Annotated in this window: 17 protein-coding genes; 13 read left to right on the top strand and 4 right to left on the bottom strand. The window is 64.2% G+C overall.

Going from position 1 to position 16,370, the window contains the following annotated elements; genetic code table 11:
* Positions 1-322: 322 nt before the first annotated feature.
* On the bottom strand, positions 323-1,099 hold the full coding sequence (locus EVC45_RS16615) for an enoyl-CoA hydratase (protein ID WP_129959030.1): 777 nt from the start codon (positions 1,097-1,099) through the stop codon (positions 323-325).
* A 137-nt stretch (positions 1,100-1,236) separates the two neighbouring features.
* Between EVC45_RS16615 and paaN the strand changes: the two genes are divergently transcribed.
* The 4 genes from paaN to paaK all read left to right on the top strand — a co-directional run bounded on the left by paaN (position 1,237) and on the right by paaK (position 5,779).
* Positions 1,237-2,937, top strand: coding sequence for a phenylacetic acid degradation protein PaaN (gene paaN / locus EVC45_RS16610; RefSeq protein WP_129959029.1), 1,701 nt, complete (start codon positions 1,237-1,239; stop codon positions 2,935-2,937).
* A gap of 170 nt (positions 2,938-3,107) precedes the next feature.
* Complete coding sequence (gene paaG / locus EVC45_RS16605) at positions 3,108-3,899, top strand: 2-(1,2-epoxy-1,2-dihydrophenyl)acetyl-CoA isomerase PaaG (protein WP_129959028.1); 792 nt, start codon at positions 3,108-3,110, stop codon at positions 3,897-3,899.
* A 1-nt stretch (position 3,900) separates the two neighbouring features.
* Entirely contained in the window at positions 3,901-4,362 is a 462-nt protein-coding gene (gene paaI, locus EVC45_RS16600) for a hydroxyphenylacetyl-CoA thioesterase PaaI (protein ID WP_168991489.1), read from the top strand.
* 112 nt (positions 4,363-4,474) lie between these two features.
* Positions 4,475-5,779 (top strand): phenylacetate--CoA ligase PaaK, encoded by a 1,305-nt coding sequence (gene paaK, locus EVC45_RS16595; RefSeq protein WP_129959027.1) that lies wholly within the window; start codon positions 4,475-4,477, stop codon positions 5,777-5,779.
* Positions 5,780-5,976: 197 nt separating this feature from the next.
* Here the strand turns inward: paaK and EVC45_RS16590 are convergent, their stop codons facing one another.
* A complete protein-coding gene (locus tag EVC45_RS16590; protein WP_129959026.1) occupies positions 5,977-7,095 on the bottom strand; it encodes a murein transglycosylase A in 1,119 nt (372 codons plus the stop codon).
* Positions 7,096-7,123: 28 nt separating this feature from the next.
* Here EVC45_RS16590 and EVC45_RS45645 point away from each other — a divergent pair, with 28 nt between their 5' ends.
* Positions 7,124-7,285 (top strand): hypothetical protein, encoded by a 162-nt coding sequence (locus tag EVC45_RS45645; protein ID WP_168991488.1) that lies wholly within the window; start codon positions 7,124-7,126, stop codon positions 7,283-7,285.
* Positions 7,286-7,430: 145 nt separating this feature from the next.
* Here the strand turns inward: EVC45_RS45645 and apaG are convergent, their stop codons facing one another.
* Positions 7,431-7,805 (bottom strand): Co2+/Mg2+ efflux protein ApaG, encoded by a 375-nt coding sequence (apaG, locus tag EVC45_RS16585; RefSeq protein ID WP_129959025.1) that lies wholly within the window; start codon positions 7,803-7,805, stop codon positions 7,431-7,433.
* 327 nt (positions 7,806-8,132) lie between these two features.
* Here apaG and rpe point away from each other — a divergent pair, with 327 nt between their 5' ends.
* The 8 genes from rpe to EVC45_RS16545 all read left to right on the top strand — a co-directional run bounded on the left by rpe (position 8,133) and on the right by EVC45_RS16545 (position 15,501).
* Entirely contained in the window at positions 8,133-8,816 is a 684-nt protein-coding gene (gene rpe, locus EVC45_RS16580) for a ribulose-phosphate 3-epimerase (protein ID WP_129959024.1), read from the top strand.
* Between the two features lie 7 nt (positions 8,817-8,823).
* Entirely contained in the window at positions 8,824-9,540 is a 717-nt protein-coding gene (locus tag EVC45_RS16575; protein WP_129959023.1) for a phosphoglycolate phosphatase, read from the top strand.
* Positions 9,541-9,916: 376 nt separating this feature from the next.
* Positions 9,917-11,410, top strand: coding sequence for an anthranilate synthase component I (gene trpE / locus EVC45_RS16570; RefSeq protein WP_129959022.1), 1,494 nt, complete (start codon positions 9,917-9,919; stop codon positions 11,408-11,410).
* A gap of 13 nt (positions 11,411-11,423) precedes the next feature.
* Complete coding sequence (locus EVC45_RS16565) at positions 11,424-12,041, top strand: aminodeoxychorismate/anthranilate synthase component II (RefSeq protein ID WP_129959021.1); 618 nt, start codon at positions 11,424-11,426, stop codon at positions 12,039-12,041.
* A gap of 19 nt (positions 12,042-12,060) precedes the next feature.
* Entirely contained in the window at positions 12,061-13,092 is a 1,032-nt protein-coding gene (gene trpD / locus EVC45_RS16560; RefSeq protein ID WP_129959020.1) for an anthranilate phosphoribosyltransferase, read from the top strand.
* Positions 13,093-13,110: 18 nt separating this feature from the next.
* Entirely contained in the window at positions 13,111-13,896 is a 786-nt protein-coding gene (trpC, locus tag EVC45_RS16555) for an indole-3-glycerol phosphate synthase TrpC (RefSeq protein WP_129959019.1), read from the top strand.
* A 34-nt stretch (positions 13,897-13,930) separates the two neighbouring features.
* Positions 13,931-14,557, top strand: a complete 627-nt coding sequence (locus EVC45_RS16550) for a CYTH domain-containing protein (protein ID WP_129959018.1) — start codon at positions 13,931-13,933, stop codon at positions 14,555-14,557.
* A gap of 110 nt (positions 14,558-14,667) precedes the next feature.
* On the top strand, positions 14,668-15,501 hold the full coding sequence (locus EVC45_RS16545) for a uracil-DNA glycosylase (protein ID WP_129959017.1): 834 nt from the start codon (positions 14,668-14,670) through the stop codon (positions 15,499-15,501).
* 128 nt (positions 15,502-15,629) lie between these two features.
* On the opposite strand, the gene EVC45_RS16540 is transcribed toward EVC45_RS16545, so the two are convergent.
* Positions 15,630-16,226 (bottom strand): FMN-dependent NADH-azoreductase, encoded by a 597-nt coding sequence (locus EVC45_RS16540; RefSeq protein ID WP_129959016.1) that lies wholly within the window; start codon positions 16,224-16,226, stop codon positions 15,630-15,632.
* Positions 16,227-16,370 lie beyond the last annotated feature (144 nt).

The raw sequence follows: 16,370 nt of genomic DNA, 5'->3' as shown, positions 1-16,370 counted from the left end.
TCCGCCACCGCATTCCGCATCAAGCGCCCACACTTATCGGCTGTTAGTTTTTAAAGATCGATCCGCCCAACCCGCAGCGCCTGAACCACAACCACCGGCACCGCTTCGTTTGCGTCGCTGCGTCTGCAGCAGAGAGACAAGATTATGGAGAACTTTCGTCGGATCGTCAACAGGTTTTTATCACTCGCTTAACCTGCCCACGCCGCTGAAACCCTCGCCACCCAAGGCTTCCCGCTTCTCCGTGCCCCGGTGTCCGGAGCACGAAAGAGCGGAATTCTAGTCGCCGCCATCGGGACTTGCAAGCGATATTTTGACAAGCGTATTAACGGTGCTTGAAAACCGGTTTGCGCTTTTCCACGAACGCGGCCATGCCCTCTTTCTGGTCTTCGGTGGCAAAGAGCGAATGGAACAGCCGACGCTCGAAATGCACGCCCTCTGCCAGCGTCGTTTCATAGGCTCGATTGACCGACTCCTTGACCATCATCACCGCCGGCAGCGGGAATTCCGCAATGGTGGCGGCTGCGCCGATAGCCTCGTCAAGCAGCGACGCTGCCGGAATCACGCGCGAAACCAGTCCGGCGCGCTCCGCTTCGGCGGCATCCATGAAACGGGCCGTCAAACAGAGGTCCATCGCCTTCGCTTTTGACACCGCCCGCGGCAAGCGCTGCGTGCCACCCGCGCCCGGCATGATTCCGAGCTTGATTTCCGGCTGACCGAACTTCGCCGTGTCGGCGGCGAAAATGATGTCGCACATCATCGCCAGTTCGCAGCCGCCACCGAGCGCGAAGCCCGCCACCGCGGCAATGATCGGCTTACGGATCGAGCGAACCGTTTCCCAGTTGCGCGTGATGTAGTCGCCTTTGTATACATCCATATAGGTGTATGACGCCATCATGCCAATATCCGCGCCGGCCGCGAACGCTTTCTCACTTCCCGTCACGACGATCGCGCCAATCGACTCGTCGCCGTCGAACACGCGCAATGCGGCGCCCAGTTCGTCCATCAGCGCGTCGTTCAGCGCATTCAGAGCCTTCGGACGATTGAGCGTGATCAATCCGACCCGTCCTCGCGTCTCCACCAGAATGTTTTCGTAAGCCATGCCACCTCCATAAGGGTTAATCGCACGCGAAAAACGCTTCGCGCATCACTCATAGTGATGCTACCATTCCCCAACCAACCGGTCGGTCAATTATTCGACAGGCTTTTCCCCAACGTACAGCCGAGCCCATCTTTGCTATGACACATCCGCTATTCACCAAGCACGAAGACACGCTGCATAAAGCGCTCGCCGCGCTCGAAACGCGCGGTTACTGGAGCCCGTTCAATGAGATGCCCAGTCCGAAAGTGTACGGGGAAACAGCCAACGCGGACGGCGAAGCCGCATTCAAGGCGCTTCTCGACAAGACGTTCGAGCTGGGCCAACCGTCGACTGGAGAGACCGTCGGCGCGGAAGTCTCTCCGTTCGGCTTCCCGCTCGGCGTGCGTTATCCGAAAGCCGATCCGAGCGCGCTCATCGCCGCATCCGCCGCGGCGCAACGCGATTGGCGCGCCGCTGGCCCGCAGGCATGGATCGGCGTGAGCCTCGAAATCCTCGCGCGTCTGAATCGCGCCAGCTTCGAGATCGGGTACAGCGTGATGCACACGACCGGTCAGGCGTTCATGATGGCCTTCCAGGCAGGCGGCCCACACGCACAGGATCGCGCGCTCGAAGCAGTCGCGTACGCGTGGGACCAACTGCGCCGCATTCCCGCCAACGCGCACTGGGAAAAGCCCCAGGGCAAAAACCCGCCGCTCGCGATGCACAAGCGCTACACCGTCGTGCCGCGCGGCATCGGCCTCGTGCTCGGCTGCTGCACGTTCCCGACGTGGAACGGCTATCCGGGCCTGTTCGCCGATCTGGCCACCGGCAACACGGTGATCGTCAAGCCGCATCCGGGCGCGATCCTGCCGCTCGCGCTGACCGTGCGCATCGCGCGTGACGTGCTGCTCGAAGCGGGCTTCGATCCGAACGTCGTCACGCTGCTTGCCACCGACCCGAACGACGGCGCCCTCGTCCAGCAACTGGCCCAGCGCCCTGAGATCAAACTGATCGACTTTACGGGCAGCACCCAGAACGGCACCTGGCTGGAGCGCAACGCACACCAGGCGCAGGTCTACACCGAAAAGGCCGGTGTCAACCAGATCGTGATCGACTCGGTCGACGATATCAAGGCGGCCGCGCGCAACATCGCGTTCTCGCTGGCGCTGTACTCGGGCCAGATGTGCACCGCGCCGCAAAACATCTATGTGCCGCGCGGCGGCATCCGCACCGCAGATGGCACGCTCAGCTTCGACGATGTCGCCCAGGCAATTGCTGGCGCGGTGCAAAAGCTCGTCGCCGATCCGGCCCGCGCGGTCGAACTGCTCGGCGCCATCCAGAACGAAGGCGTCGTGCAGCGCATCGACGAAGCCACCAAACTTGGCCACGTTCTGGCCGCGAGCCAGACACTCGAGCATCCGTCCTTTGCGGGCGCCCGCGTGCGCACGCCGCTCGTATTGCAACTCGACGCTGCGACCGACCGCGCCCAGTTCACGAAAGAATGGTTCGGGCCGATCTCGTTCGTCATCGCGACGGATTCGACCGCGCAGTCGCTCGACCTCGCCGGCGAAATTGCCGCCGAGCACGGCGCGCTGACGCTGGCGGTCTATAGCACGGACGACGCGGTGCTCGACGCCGCCCACGAAGCGTCGATTCGCGGCGGCGTCGCGCTGTCGATCAACCTGACCGGCGGCGTATTCGTCAACCAGTCCGCGGCCTTTTCGGACTTTCACGGCACCGGCGCCAACCCGGCCGCCAACGCCGCGCTTGCCGATGCCGCTTTCGTCGCCAACCGCTTCCGTGTCGTTCAAAGCCGCGTTCATGTTGAACCGAAAACGGTGCCGGCGGTAGCTGGCTGAACGGCATAAGACACCGCTTCAACACTAAGCACGACTTCGTCCTATGCCTTTCGGCGGATGGACCGAGTCGTGCGCTCTGGCTAATATCAGACATCGAATCGGCATCACACGCCGACGCTAATCGAGCCACCTTGCCCGTCGGCCAAGAGAGCCTTTGAGGAGACACCCCCATGTCATATGAAGCGATCCGGCTGGACATCGACTCATCAAGCCACGTCGCCACGATCACGCTGAACCGCCCGGACAAGCTCAACAGCTTCACGCGCGCAATGCACCGGGAACTCGGCGCGGCGCTCGACCAGGTCGAAACGTCCGGCGCCCGTGCACTCGTGTTCACCGGCGCGGGCCGCGGCTTCTGCGCCGGCCAGGATCTCGCCGACCTCGATTTCACGCCCGGCGCCATGACTGACCTCGGCGACGTGATCGATGAATACTTCAATCCGTTGATCCGTCGTCTGCAAGCGTTGCCGTTTCCGGTGATCGCTGCGGTCAACGGCACGGCCGCCGGCGCGGGCGCCAATCTCGCGTTGGCCTGCGATCTGGTGCTCGCGGCTCGCTCCGCGAGCTTCATCCAGGCATTCGTGAAGATTGGCCTCGTGCCGGATTCGGGCGGCACGTGGTTTCTGCCGCAGCGCGTTGGCATGGCACGCGCGCTCGGACTCGCGATGACCGGCGACAAGCTCAGCGCGGAAAAAGCCGAAAGCTGGGGCCTGATCTGGCAAGTGCTCGACGACGCCGAACTTGCTCCGGCCGCAGCAAAACTCGCGGCCCAGCTTGCCCAGCAACCGACGCGCGCAATCGCCGCGATCAAGCAGGCGATGCGTGCTGGCGCGACGCAAACGCTCGACCAGCAACTCGATCTCGAGCGCAATCTGCAACGCGAACTAGGCGCTTCGCACGATTACGCGGAAGGCGTTCAGGCCTTTATCGAGAAGCGCGCGCCGCGCTTCGAGGGACGTTGAGATGTCCACACAACCCACCCGCCCGAACCACATGACGCCCGACGAACTCGCCCGCGCGACGGCCGCCGCGATGTACGAAAACGACGCCTGCAGCCGCGCGCTCGGACTCGAGATTCTCGAAGTGCGCCCCGGCTATGCGCGGCTGCGCATGGCGGTGCGCGACGACTTCCTGAACGGCCATCAGATCTGCCACGGCGGCCTGATCTTCACGCTCGCCGATTCGACCTTCGCGTTCGCCTGTAACACCTACAACATCAATACGGTCGCGGCCGGCTGCTCGATCGAGTATCTGCGGCCGGTTCACGGCGGCGACGTGCTGAGCGCTGAAGCGGTCGAGCAGACATTGAGCGGGCGCACTGGCATTTACGATATTCGCGTGACGAATCGCGTCGGCGAGACCGTCGCAATGTTTCGCGGCAAGTCGGCGCAAATCAAGGGCACCCTGATTCCCACCGGCGACTAACAATTGGCGGCGGCAAGCCAGAGCCGCCCACGCAAACAACGACCCGCGTGACTCTCTGGCGCCAACGCGTTACATATCAGACTCAGATACTGAGGCAGCAAGGAGACATTCGATGAGCACCGCTCTTCCGCTCGATCCGATCGAGACCGCCAGCCGCGACGCGCTCGCCGCGCTCCAACTCGAACGGCTCAAATGGTCGCTCACCCATGCGTATGAAAATTCGCCGGTGTATCGGCGCAAGTTCGACGAAGCCGGCGTTCATCCAGACGATGTCAAGTCGCTCGCGGACCTCGCGCGCTTTCCGTTCACGACGAAGAAGGATTTGCGCGACAACTATCCGTTCGGAATGTTCGCCGTGCCGCAAGATCAGATTTCGCGAATCCACGCATCTTCCGGGACGACCGGCAAGCCGACCGTCGTCGGCTATACCGCGCGCGACATCGACACGTGGGCAAATCTCGTTGCCCGTTCGGTGCGCGCCGCTGGCGCGAAGCCCGGCGACAAGGTGCACGTGAGCTACGGCTACGGCCTCTTCACGGGCGGGCTCGGCGCGCATTACGGCGCCGAGCGCGCGGGGCTCACCGTGATTCCGTTCGGCGGTGGCCAGACCGAAAAGCAGGTGCAACTGATCCAGGACTTCCGGCCGGACATCATCATGGTGACGCCGAGCTACATGCTGTCGATCGCCGACGAATTCGAACGCCAGGGTATCGACCCGGCCAGTTGCTCATTGCGCATCGGCATCTTCGGCGCCGAGCCGTGGACCAACGATATGCGCGAGGCGATCGAAAAGCGCATGGGCATCGATGCGGTCGACATCTACGGTCTCTCCGAAGTGATGGGCCCGGGCGTCGCCTCGGAGTGCGTCGAAACCAAAGACGGCCCGACGATCTGGGAAGACCATTTTTATCCCGAGATCATCGACCCCGAAACGGGCGAGGTGCTGCCCGATGGCGAACTCGGCGAGCTCGTGTTCACGTCGCTGACGAAAGAAGCGCTGCCGATCATCCGCTACCGCACGCGCGATCTCACGCGCCTGCTGCCGGGCAGCGCCCGCACGATGCGGCGGATGGAAAAGATCACGGGCCGTTCGGACGACATGATGATCGTACGCGGCGTCAATGTGTTCCCGACGCAGATCGAAGAGTTGCTGCTCAAGCAGCGCGCACTCGCGCCGCACTACCAGATCGTGCTGACGAAGGAAGGCCCGCTCGACGTGTTGACGCTGAACGTCGAACCTTGCCCCGAAAGCGCGCCGGATACGTCCGCGCTAACCGCCGCGAAAAACGCGCTGGCTTACGACATCAAGGCGCTGATCGGCGTGAGCGCGGTGGTAAACGTGCTGGCCGTGAATGGAATCGAGCGCTCGGTGGGCAAGGCCCGGCGCGTGGTGGACAAGCGCAAATCGGGGCTCTAAGTCGGATAGTGGGTAACGGGCAACGACGCGCTGCGTAAGAGCCCAACAAAAAAATCGGCGTCACGCACGGATCCTGATCCAAACGTGACGCCGATTTCAACGACACCTATTGATGGCTACGCGCCAGCCTCGAACCCGCCTCGCCAAACCCGCTGCCACTCAAACCGCAGCCACGCCTGAGCCCCTTCCCCACCGCTTCACGAATTCGGCAGCAGCAACCACATCCGGCCACCCTGCTTCATTTTGCCGGCCAGATCACCGGCATCGTCGCCGAGGCCCCAGAAGTAGTCGGCGCGCACGCCACCTTTGATCGCCGTGCCTGTGTCCTGCGCGAACACGAGGCGGTTCATCGGCGAATTCGTCAGCGGTCGCGTGGTTTGCAGGAACACCGGTGTGCCGAGGGGAATCGCGCTCGGGTCGACGGCGATCGAGCGCTCCGGCGTCAGCGGCACACCGAGCGCGCCGATCGGGCCGTCCGCGCCGCCGCTCAGCACACTTTCGGCCGACGGCATCTCGCGGAAAAATACGAAGCGCGGATTGGTGTCGAGCAGACCATCGACGCGCGTCGGATTCGCGCGTGCCCATGCCTTGATGCCTTGCATCGTCGCCTGCGCGGGTGTGATCTCGCCATGATCGAGCAGCCAGCGCCCGATCGACTTGTACGGCTGATTGTTGGTCCCGCCAAAGCCGACGCGCATCACACTGCCGTCTTCCATCACGATGCGCCCGGAGCCCTGCACCTGCAGAAAGAACGCTTCGATCGGATCGTCGACCCACACGAGTTCATTGCCGCTGAGCGCGCCCGAGCGTTCGAGCTGCGCACGCGCCGGCAGCGGCGCCCCCGCGCGATAGCCGGCGGGCCAGCGGTACAGCGCGGTCTGATACACGCCGTGCCGCGTGCGCGAGCCCCGCAGCAGCGGCTCGTAGTAACCGGTGACCAGACCCTCGAGCGTGCCATCGCTATTCGCGAGCTGGAACGGCGTGAAGTAGGCTTCGAAGAAGGCGCGCGCGCTGGTCACATCGAGATCGTCGATTTGCGCGGCCGCCGCGCATGCACGCGACCAGTTCGGCTGACGCGCGAGCCTCGTGCAATTTTGCCGCAACGCGGCCGTCGCGCCGATCAGCGAGTCGTCCTGCCAGCCCGGTACCTGCTGCCACGCAACCGCGGTCAAGCGCGCTGAGGCAATCTGGCCGGGGATGATCGCCGCGCCGCTCGGCGGTGAAGGCCGGATCGCGCCGCTGCCACCGCAGGACGCGAGCAACACCGCAACCGACAAGGCACCGAGCCAGGCGCCGGCCCGGCGGACAAAACGCATACAATGTTCGTTCTTGATGGAAACCGCCATGTCTGATCTGTTCGACGAATACCCGATGCTCATCTTCGCGCTGGAATCGCTGCTCGCGCTGTTCCTGCTCGTCTTTATCGTTGTATGGACGTCGTCCGGCAAGAAAAAAGCGACGCGTGCCAAGTCTGCGGAACGGTCCCAACAGCAAAAGCCGCAGTGACCCCGGCCTGCGGGCCGCAAGCAGAACCGCGCACCCCCGCGGGCATCAAGCGCTCGCCCGAGCGCTCGTTCAACCACCCACTCAACCGCCTGCCGCGCCGCGCGCCCATACGAACTCATTAAAGACCGCGCAGCATTGCGTCGGTTCAATGCAAGGTTCGCGGCATGCGCAACACGAACTCCGGCACCGGCGCCTCGAAGCGTTCGCCATCCTCCGCCACGCAGAAGTAATCGCCGCGCATCGTGCCGACCGGCGTCGCGATCACGGCCCAACTCGTGTATTCGAAATGCTCGCCAGGTTTGAGCAACGGCTGATGACCGACCACGCCCAGGCCTTTGACTTCCTGCACGGTGTTGTCGCTGTCGGTGATGACCCAGTGGCGTGCGATCAACTGTGCGGGCACCTGGCCGGTGTTACGGATGGTCAGCGTGTAGGCAAAGGCGTACTGGCGACGCTCCGGGTCCGATTCTTCGGGCAGGTATTGCACCTGCGCCGAGACGCTGAATTCGTACTGGCTCATCCTGATTCCGGTCTGATCAAACGTGCTGTGAAAAATCGTGGAAGGCCCTAACGCCAATGGTCTGCGGGTGCAGCGGCGATGCGGCGCTCATGGAGTGGCATTCTGCTTGATGCGCGGCATGGCCGCAACCGGACACGCCTTTCGGCCAGGAGCGTCTAAGACGTTCGGACACAGGTGCCTGGCCACGCCGCTTCTACATACTGATTTTTTGCCGACACTTCGCGACGTTTCATCGGGCGATTCCGCCACGCCAACTGCCGTCCGCGCCCGGGTCCGCACGCGCAAAAACGGTAAAATGGCGCTTTCCCGCTTGCATCCGCCCCCGTCATGACGCAATTTCGCATCGCCCCCAGCATTCTCTCCGCCGATTTCGCCCGTCTGGGCGAAGAGGTCCGCAACGTCGTCGCCGCCGGCGCCGACTGGATCCACTTCGACGTGATGGACAACCACTACGTGCCGAACCTGACCATCGGCCCGCTCGTTTGCGAAGCGATCCGACCGCACGTCGACGTGCCGATCGACGTGCACCTGATGGTGCGTCCGGTCGACCGCATCGTGCCGGACTTCGCGAAAGCCGGCGCGAACCTGATCAGCTTCCACCCGGAGGGCTCGGATCACATCGACCGCACGCTGTCGCTGATCCGCGACCACGGCTGCAAGGCCGGTCTCGTGTTCAACCCGGCGACGTCGCTGAACTATCTCGATCACGTGATGGACAAGGTCGACCTCGTGCTGATCATGTCGGTGAACCCGGGCTTCGGCGGCCAGTCGTTCATTCCCGAAGCGCTCAACAAGCTGCGCGAAGCGCGCAAGCGCATCGATGCGTACAACGAGCGCACCGGCCGCGACATCCACCTCGAAGTGGACGGCGGCGTGAAGGTCGACAACATCGCGGAGATCGCGGCAGCCGGCGCCGACACGTTCGTGGCCGGCTCGGCAATCTTCGGCCAGCCCGATCACAAGGTCGTGATCGACAAGATGCGCGCCGCCCTCGCCACCGTCCAGCGCTGATCCGACCATGACTGCTCCCTACCCCACCCCGGCCTTTACCGGCCAGCGCATCGAAGCCGCAATCATCGACCTCGACGGCACGATGATCGACACCGCCGACGACTTCACCGCCGGCCTGAACGGCATGCTCGCGCAACTCGACGCGGAAGAAACGACGCGCGAGGAAGTGGTCGGCTATGTCGGCAAGGGTTCGGAGCATCTGATCCGCAGCGTGCTCGCACCGCGCTTCGCAGGCGAGCACGCGCAAGAGCGCTTCGACGAAGCGCTCGCGATCTATCAGGCCGAGTACGCAAAAATCAATGGCGTGCACACGCGGCTCTATCCGGACGTCGAAGCGGGTCTGCGCGCACTGCGCGACGCGGGCCTGAAGTTGGCCTGCGTGACCAACAAGCCGCACCGCTTCGCGCTCGAGCTGCTGCAGCAGTACGGACTCGCGCAGTATTTCAGCGTCGTGCTCGGCGGCGACAGTCTCGCGAAGAAGAAGCCGGATCCGCTGCCGATGCTCACCGCCGCCGCGCAACTCGGCGTCGAGCCGAGCGCCACGGTCGCGATCGGCGACTCGGAAAACGACGCGCTGGCGGGCCGCGCGGCCGGCATGGCGACGCTGACCGTGCCCTACGGCTACAACCACGGCCAAGCTATACAAACGATAAAATCCGATGGTATAGTTGCCTCGCTGCTCGACGCCGCCAGGGCGATCGCAGCGCACCAATCCACGACTTAACAGTCCTTCATCCTCATGTTTCTGAATAAAAAACGGAGTCTGATTAGCATCGACCGGGGAGCCTGGCCCTGGCGTCGCTGGTCGCGCTAACCTCGCCTGAGGTACGCTGAAGCTCGTCTTCGGCAACCGTTTTTTACTTCGCTGCGCTTACGCGCTTCTTCCATCGTCTTATATTTGCGCTGCTGCATCGGCTGATTGGGTCTGCGTGTACCCGCAAGGTACCGTTGCTCATCCGCACCGCTCGCACGCGCCGATGGAAGACCCGCGCCGGTCGGTATTATCGTGTCGAGAACGTCGACCCACGCCCTGACCGGAGGCGCTTAGCCCCGCTTCGCCCGACGCTTGCTGCCGCCGGACCACCGTACAGGATCGGAACATGACCGAACTCGAATTCCAGTCCCTCGCTAACGAGGGTTTCAACCGCATCCCGCTGATCGCGGAAGCGCTCGCCGACCTCGAAACGCCGTTGTCGCTGTACCTGAAGCTCGCGCAGACCGAGCGCAACGGCGCGAACTCGTTCCTGCTGGAGTCGGTGGTGGGCGGCGAACGCTTCGGGCGTTATTCGTTCATTGGCCTGCCGGCGAGGACTCTCGTGCGCACCCGCAACGGCGTGTCGGAAGTGGTGCGCGACGGCAAGGTCGTCGAAACGCACGACGGCGATCCGCTCGCGTTCATCCAGCAGTTCCAGGCGCGCTTCAAGGTCGCGCAACGCCCGGGGCTGCCGCGCTTCACCGGCGGTCTCGCCGGCTACTTCGGCTATGACGCGGTGCGCTACATCGAGAAGAAGCTCGCGCACAGCGCGCCGAAAGACGACCTCAACCTGCCCGACATCCAGCTGCTGCTGACCGAGGAAGTCGCCGTCATCGACAACCTCGCGGGCAAGCTCTATCTGGTGGTCTACGCGGATCCGACCCAGGCCGAGGCCTATACGAAAGCGAAGCAGCGTCTGCGCGAACTGCGCCAGCGGCTGCGCGTCACGGTCGAGCCGCCGGTCGTGTCGTCCAGCGTGCGCACCGAGATCTACCGCGAATTCGCGAAAGACGACTACCTGGCCGCCGTGCGCAAAGCCAAGGAATACATCGCCGCCGGCGAACTGATGCAGGTGCAGGTCGGCCAGCGCCTGACCAAGCCGTATCGCGACAATCCGCTGTCGCTGTATCGCGCGCTGCGCTCGCTGAATCCGTCGCCGTACATGTACTACTACAACTTCGGCGACTTCCACGTGGTCGGCGCGTCGCCGGAAATTCTGGTGCGCCAGGAAAAGCGCGGCGAGGATCGCCTCGTCACGATTCGCCCGCTCGCCGGCACGCGTCCGCGCGGCAACACGCCCGAGCGCGACGCCGCGCTCGCGACCGAGCTGCTGAACGACCCGAAGGAAATCGCCGAACACGTGATGCTGATCGACCTCGCGCGCAACGACGTCGGCCGCATCGCGCAGATCGGCTCGGTCGTCGTGACCGACAAGATGGTGATCGAGAAATACTCGCACGTGCAGCACATCGTCAGCTCGGTCGAAGGCAAGCTCGAGAAGGACATGACCAATTTCGACGTGCTGCGCGCCACCTTCCCGGCCGGCACGCTGTCGGGCGCGCCCAAGGTGCGCGCGATGGAGCTGATTGACGAGCTCGAACCCGTCAAGCGCGGGCTTTACGGCGGGGCGGTCGGCTATCTGTCGTTCACCGGCGAGATGGATCTGGCCATCACGATCCGCACCGGCGTGATCGCGAACGGCAATCTGTATGTGCAGGCGGCCGCGGGCGTGGTCGCCGACTCGGTGCCGGAATCCGAATGGCAAGAGACCGAAAACAAGGCGCGCGCGGTGATGCGCGCGGCCGAGCAGGTCCAGGACGGCCTCGATAGCGACTTCTGACCGGAGACACACCATGCTGCTCATGATCGACAACTACGACTCGTTCACCTACAACCTGGTGCAGTACTTCGGCGAACTCGGCGAAGACGTGCGCACCTACCGCAACGACGAAATCACGCTCGATGAAATCGCGAAGCTGAACCCCGAGCGCATCTGCCTGTCGCCCGGCCCGAGCAATCCGCAGCACGCGGGGATCACGCTCGACGTGCTGCGCGAATTCTCCGGCAAGACGCCGATCCTCGGCGTGTGCCTCGGCCATCAGGCGATCGGCGAGGCGTTCGGCGGCCGCGTCGTGCGCGCGCAGACCATCATGCACGGCAAGGTCAGCACGATCGAAACCGACTGCAAGGGCGTGTTCGCGGACCTGCCGAAGCATTTCACGGTGACGCGCTACCACTCGCTCGCGATCGAACGCGAATCGCTGCCCGACTGCCTCGAAGTCTCGGCATGGACCGAAGACGGCGAAATCATGGGCGTGCGCCACAAGGAACTGGCCGTTGAAGGCGTGCAGTTCCACCCGGAATCGATCCTGTCCGAACACGGCCACGCGCTGCTCGAAAACTTCATCAAGCAGTCGAAGCTCGCCGTCGCCGGCAAGGCCCCGAATCACGCGGCGTCCCGCAATGCCTGACCCAAAGAGAGACGAGATCATGTCCATTACGCCCCAGGACGCGTTGCAGCGGACCATCGAGCACCGCGAGATTTTCCACGACGAAATGCTGCACCTGATGCGCCTCATCATGCGCGGCGAACTCTCGCCCGTGATGTCGGCGGCGATCCTCACCGGCCTGCGCGTCAAGAAAGAGACCATCGGCGAAATCACCGCGGCCGCCACGGTGATGCGTGAATTTGCCCGGCACGTCGAGGTGCAGGACAACTCGAACTTCGTCGATATCGTCGGCACCGGCGGCGACGGTGCGCACACGTTCAACATTTCCACCGCGACGATGTTCGTGTCGGCCGCGGCGGGCGCGAAAGTCGCGAAGCACGGCAATCGCGGCGTGTCGAGCAAGTCCGGCAGCGCGGACGTGCTCGAAGCGCTCGGCGTCAACATCGATCTGCAACCGGAACAGGTCGCGGCATCGATCGCGGAAACGGGCATGGGCTTCATGTTCGCGCCGAACCATCATCCGGCGATGAAAAACGTCGCGCCGGTACGCCGTGAACTCGGCGTGCGCACGATCTTCAACATCCTCGGGCCGCTCACCAATCCGGCCGGCGCGCCGAATCAGCTGATGGGCGTGTTTCACCCCGACCTCGTCGGCATTCAGGTGCGCGTGATGCAGCGCCTCGGCGCCAAGCACGTGCTCGTCGTGTACGGGATGGACGGCATGGACGAAGTGTCGCTCGGCGGCGCCACGCTGGTCGGCGAGTTGCGCGACGGCGAGATCCGCGAGTACGAGATCCATCCGGAAGATTTCGGCATGCAGATGGTGTCGAACCGCACGCTGAAAGTCGCCGACGCGAACGAGTCGAAGGTCATGCTGCTCGACGCGCTCGACAACAAGCCCGGCGTCGCGCGCGAAATCGTCACGCTGAATGCCGGCACGGCGCTCTATTCGGCGAACGTCGCGCCCACGATCGCGGACGGCATCGTGCTCGCGCGCGAAGCGATCGCGAGCGGCGAGGCGCGCGCGAAGGTCGACGAACTGGTGCGCTTCACCCAGCAATTCAAGCAGTAATCACGTAGCGAGAAATATATGAGCGACATCCTCGACCGCATCATCGCGGTCAAACGCGAAGAAGTCCGGGCGGCCGAACAAAGCGTGCCGCTCGAAGAACTGCGGCTCGAAGCGTCGTCGCGCGATCTGCGCGATTTCGTGGGCGCAATCCGCGCCAAGCACGCGGCGGGTCTCGCCGCGGTGATCTCCGAAGTGAAGAAGGCGAGCCCGTCCAAGGGCGTGCTGCGCGAGCACTTCGTGCCGGCCGACATCGCGCGTTCGTACGAGAAGCACGGTGCGGCGTGCCTGTCCGTGCTGACCGACGTGCAGTTCTTCCAGGGCAGCGTCGCCTATCTGCAGCAAGCGCGCGCCGCGTGCCAGTTGCCGGTGATTCGCAAGGACTTCATCGTCGATCCGTATCAGGTCGTCGAAGCGCGCGCGATGGGCGCCGACGCGATCCTGCTGATCGCCGCCGCGCTCGAAACCGCCGAGATGCAAGACCTGGAAGCACTCGCGCATTCGCTCGGTCTCGCGGTGCTCGTCGAAGTGCACGACAGCGATGAACTCAAAGAAGCGCTGACGCTGAAGACGCCGCTGATCGGCATCAACAACCGCAATCTGCGCACGTTCGAGACTTCGCTCGACACGACCCTCGGCATGCTCGACGCGATCCCCGACGATCGCATCGTCGTAACCGAGTCGGGCATCCTGTCGCGCGACGACGTCGAGCGCATGCGTGCGCGCAACGTGCATACGTTCCTCGTCGGCGAAGCGTTCATGCGTGCGGACGAGCCGGGCGTGGAACTTGCGCGGATGTTTTTCTGAGCATGGGGCGCTCGCGTAGGCAAGGACACGCAGTATGAGCATGGAACGCGAAATCAAGCTGGCGCTGCCGGCTTCGCAGGTGCAGGCGGCGAGGCAATGGTTCGCCGCGCGCGCCGGCAAGGACGGACGCGCGATCAGGCTCGTGAACATTTACTTCGATACGCCGCAGTTGACGCTGGCGTCGTCGAAGAGCGCATTGCGTTTGCGGCAGACGCCGGACGGCTGGCTGCAGACGTTCAAGACGGTCGGTACCGCGACGAACGGTTTGCATAGCCGGCACGAATGGGAAATGCCCGTCGCGGGAGCAAAGCTCGAAATCGACGCGATGCTGAGCGCTTGCGACGAACCCGCCGCCGCGGACGCTTTGAAACAGGCCGCGCCTGCGCTGATCGGCCTGTTCAGCACGAATTTCACACGCACGCTATGGCTGCTCGACACCGACGGCGCGCAAATCGAGGCGGCGGTCGATCAGGGCGACGTGCTTGCTGACGTCGACGGTGAAACGCGCCGTGCACCGATCTCGGAGATCGAGCTCGAACTGAAGTCGGGCGACGAAGCGGCGCTTCACACGCTCGCCGCCGAACTCGGCAAACGGATTGCCGGCCTCGCGCCCGATGACATCAGCAAGGCGCAGCGCGGATACCGGTTGCGCGCGGGGTGAGCACGTAGTGGGCCGTGGGTTGCGCGCTCGTTGGCCGAAACCTGCGGCGCCGCATGCGCCCGCTCCGCGCAGCTTGAGCTAGCCCGCGTTTGCTGCGACACTTCCCCGCCATGACCTCCGCTTCCCGTACCCGCTCCAGTTCGCCGCAGGCATCGTTGTTCGACGACGCCGCGCCAGCCCCCGCCGCTGCGCCCGCCGCAGCCCCGGCCGATACGACCACCGCCCCGCCCACGCTCGAAGCGCAATTCGCGGCGCTACCCTCGGCGTGGCGCGCGCATTTGAAACCCTTCATCGACAGCGACACCTACGCGCCGCTATGCCGCTTCGTCGACGGCGAGCGTGCCGCCGGCAAAACCGTCTACCCGGCCGACGTGTTCCGTGCGTTGCGCCTGACGAGCCCCGACGAAGTCAAAGTCGTGATCCTCGGCCAGGACCCCTACCACGGCGAAGACCGTGGTACACCGCAGGCGCACGGCCTCGCGTTTTCGGTCGCACCGCACGTGCGGCCGCCGCCGTCGCTGCGCAACATCTTCAAGGAAATTGCCGCGAGTCTCGGTCACGAGACGCCGCAGCACGGTTGCCTCGACAGTTGGGCCAAACAGGGCGTGCTGCTGCTGAACACGGTGCTGACCGTCGAGCGCGACAGCGCCGCGAGCCACGCGAAACGCGGCTGGGAAAAGTGCACGGACACGCTGATCCACGAACTCGCGACGCGGCATCAGAACCTCGTGTTCATGCTGTGGGGCGCGCATGCGCAGGCGAAGCGCGCGCTGCTCGGCGGCACGTCGCATTACGTGCTGGAGGCACCGCATCCGTCGCCGCTGTCCGCGCATCGCGGCTTTCTCGGTTGCGGGCATTTCGCGAAGGCGAACGAATATCTGCTGGAGCACGGCCGCAAGCCGATCGACTGGCGTCTGCCGGATGACGCGCAAATGCTTGCGTGACAGCGTCGCTGTCGGAAAACCGCGAAACAAAACAAAAACGCCACGATGGATGAACCCATTCGTGGCGTTTCTTCGTTTCACACCCTTGCGCCGCCTCGAAGCGGCGCAATGCGGCGCGACGAACCCGCTTAAACCGCGGCGATCGCTTCGCGCGCCGAACTGAGCGCGGCGTTCGCGGCGTCCGGCCCCATGGCCAGGCCTTCGGCGTAGATGAAGTTCACGTCGGTCATGCCGAGGAAGCCGAGGAAGCTCTTCAGATACGGCGTCTGGCTATCGTTCGGCGTGCCGAGGTACTTGCCGCCGCGTGCCGACACGACGTGGACCTTCTTGCCCGTCACAAGGCCTTCCGGACCGTTCGCGGTGTAGCGGAACGTGATGCCCGCACGCGCGATGAAGTCGAAGTACGTCTTCAGTTGCGACGAGATGCCGAAGTTGTACATCGGCGCGCCGATCACGATGACGTCGGCGGCTTGCAGTTCGGCGATCAGCGCTTCACTGCGCGCGGCGATCGCGGCTTGTTCCGGCGTGCGCTGCTCGGCCGGCGTGAAGAACGCGCCGAGCACGTCATCGTCGAGGTGCGGCAGCGGTTCGGCTTGCAGGTTACGGACGACGACTTGCGCGCCCGGGTTCGACTGTTGCAGCTTTTCGGTCAGCTCGTTGACGAGAAGCGTCGAGTTCGCGCCTTGCGAACGGGCTGCCGAGTTGATTTGCAGGATCGTGGTCATGGTTGACTCCAGTAGGGGGCGCGCTGTGTTGCGCGAGTGGAGCCATTGTGTTTTTTTCCCGGCCGGCGAAAAAGCCATCCGGCGGCGACGGATTGTTGCATGGGTAGAACAATCCGCCGCCCCCCTCCGTCGATTGATGGCGGG

It is taken from the genome of Paraburkholderia sp. UYCP14C (genome assembly GCF_004197395.1).
GTDB lineage: Bacteria > Pseudomonadota > Gammaproteobacteria > Burkholderiales > Burkholderiaceae > Paraburkholderia.
The sequence above is the reverse complement of the archived record's forward strand: the minus strand, read 5'-3'. Positions and strand labels throughout refer to the sequence as shown.

What these genes read in the sequence shown, in the direction of transcription:
- EVC45_RS16615 (WP_129959030.1), bottom strand. Translation starts at nt 1,099, where the DNA reads ATGGCTTACGAAAACATTCTGGTGGAGACGCGAGGACGGGTCGGATTG.
- paaN (WP_129959029.1), top strand. Translation starts at nt 1,237, where the DNA reads ATGACACATCCGCTATTCACCAAGCACGAAGACACGCTGCATAAAGCG.
- paaG (WP_129959028.1), top strand. Translation starts at nt 3,108, where the DNA reads ATGTCATATGAAGCGATCCGGCTGGACATCGACTCATCAAGCCACGTC.
- paaI (WP_168991489.1), top strand. Translation starts at nt 3,901, where the DNA reads ATGTCCACACAACCCACCCGCCCGAACCACATGACGCCCGACGAACTC.
- paaK (WP_129959027.1), top strand. Translation starts at nt 4,475, where the DNA reads ATGAGCACCGCTCTTCCGCTCGATCCGATCGAGACCGCCAGCCGCGAC.
- EVC45_RS16590 (WP_129959026.1), bottom strand. Translation starts at nt 7,095, where the DNA reads ATGCGTTTTGTCCGCCGGGCCGGCGCCTGGCTCGGTGCCTTGTCGGTT.
- EVC45_RS45645 (WP_168991488.1), top strand. Translation starts at nt 7,124, where the DNA reads ATGTCTGATCTGTTCGACGAATACCCGATGCTCATCTTCGCGCTGGAA.
- apaG (WP_129959025.1), bottom strand. Translation starts at nt 7,805, where the DNA reads ATGAGCCAGTACGAATTCAGCGTCTCGGCGCAGGTGCAATACCTGCCC.
- rpe (WP_129959024.1), top strand. Translation starts at nt 8,133, where the DNA reads ATGACGCAATTTCGCATCGCCCCCAGCATTCTCTCCGCCGATTTCGCC.
- EVC45_RS16575 (WP_129959023.1), top strand. Translation starts at nt 8,824, where the DNA reads ATGACTGCTCCCTACCCCACCCCGGCCTTTACCGGCCAGCGCATCGAA.
- trpE (WP_129959022.1), top strand. Translation starts at nt 9,917, where the DNA reads ATGACCGAACTCGAATTCCAGTCCCTCGCTAACGAGGGTTTCAACCGC.
- EVC45_RS16565 (WP_129959021.1), top strand. Translation starts at nt 11,424, where the DNA reads ATGCTGCTCATGATCGACAACTACGACTCGTTCACCTACAACCTGGTG.
- trpD (WP_129959020.1), top strand. Translation starts at nt 12,061, where the DNA reads ATGTCCATTACGCCCCAGGACGCGTTGCAGCGGACCATCGAGCACCGC.
- trpC (WP_129959019.1), top strand. Translation starts at nt 13,111, where the DNA reads ATGAGCGACATCCTCGACCGCATCATCGCGGTCAAACGCGAAGAAGTC.
- EVC45_RS16550 (WP_129959018.1), top strand. Translation starts at nt 13,931, where the DNA reads ATGAGCATGGAACGCGAAATCAAGCTGGCGCTGCCGGCTTCGCAGGTG.
- EVC45_RS16545 (WP_129959017.1), top strand. Translation starts at nt 14,668, where the DNA reads ATGACCTCCGCTTCCCGTACCCGCTCCAGTTCGCCGCAGGCATCGTTG.
- EVC45_RS16540 (WP_129959016.1), bottom strand. Translation starts at nt 16,226, where the DNA reads ATGACCACGATCCTGCAAATCAACTCGGCAGCCCGTTCGCAAGGCGCG.